The organism is Serratia sp. HNCC26DJ206 (genome assembly GCF_057180605.1).
Genome location: NZ_JBXUGP010000104.1, coordinates 1 through 1,160, shown reverse-complemented (window position 1 = coordinate 1,160; position 1,160 = coordinate 1). Strand labels below are relative to the sequence as shown.

The 1,160-nt window shown below is 53.0% G+C and carries 1 protein-coding gene; it reads right to left on the bottom strand.

The window, feature by feature from the left end; all coding sequences use genetic code 11:
• Positions 1-1,154 (bottom strand): IS4 family transposase (locus AC2A1E_RS24110; protein WP_484385861.1); only part of this gene is annotated, 1,154 nt, incomplete at its 3' end.
• Positions 1,155-1,160 lie beyond the last annotated feature (6 nt).

Genomic DNA, 1,160 nt, shown 5'->3' with positions numbered 1-1,160 from the left:
TTTAGCTGACTTGTCAGGTAAAGCGTCGCCTGTTTGAACCCTATCTGATACGGCTCGACCCCTTTCAGGCTGTAGGCCATCTGCGCCATCATGAACCGCAACAGGTTATAGGCCAGGACCACGCCCCACAGCTCCTGCCGCACCAGCTCCGGTTTCTTACTCCTTACCGTCAGTTCATTTTTCAGCAGATGTTGTTTCATTTCCCTGAAGCCGTGTTCTATTTCCCACCTGTGCCCATACAGCTCCGCAATATCCGCTTTGGGATATCTCAGTGGATCGGTCATTGATGTCAGCACCTGAACCGTTTTACCGTTCACCTCTTTACTGACCCGCCTTGCCCGCATGACCTCTGGCGCATCGGCCCACTTCCGTTTGGCCTGCGGGGATAAGTTCAGTTCGATCAGGTCGTCATTTTTCCCGAGCTTTCTCACAACCTGGTACCGCAGGCCTTTCTTCAACGGGATCATCCAGTGTCTCTCTGTCCCCGCTGTATTCCAACGATGCAATAATCCAAGGGCATAAAAACCCTTATCCATAAGGGTTAGCGAATGATCGGGGGTCTGCTCAATCAGTTGGGTAGCCAGGTCGATTTCACTCGTTTCTGACACGCTGGCGAAGGCCACTCCGCTCAGCAGGTGGCTGGTGACTTCCATCTGGCAGACCATGCGCAACTGAGGATAATCAGAACTGCCGTGGCCATTTGCGGTGCGGCCAAAAGCAGCACTGTTTTCCGGCGTATCTGGCGTCCGCCACAGCGTCCCGTCAATAGCAAGCAACGACAGGCCGTTCCAGTGAGACAGCGGAGTTTTATCAAACCAGAGCTGGGTCGTTTTGTTGAACATCAGCCTGACGGCGTCTCCCCCGAGTCGCTGGCGAGCCTGAACCACAGCGCTTGGCACGACAAAAGGGCGTTTCCCCGGCAGGAGAATATCGAGGTGAGAGACAAGCTGATTCATTGACAGTGAGCGGTAAAGTGTCATTCCGACGACAGCCCAGACCATCATTTCCATAGAGAGACGGCGCTTACGTAGAGTTACAACGCCGGTATCCATCAGACATTCATCGATTAAGTCTGGAGAAAGCAGGTCAGAAAGAGAGGCAAACTCTTCAGGTGTAAATCGCTGAATGGTGTCGAGAGCCTGGCTGAGTAACATAAAAAA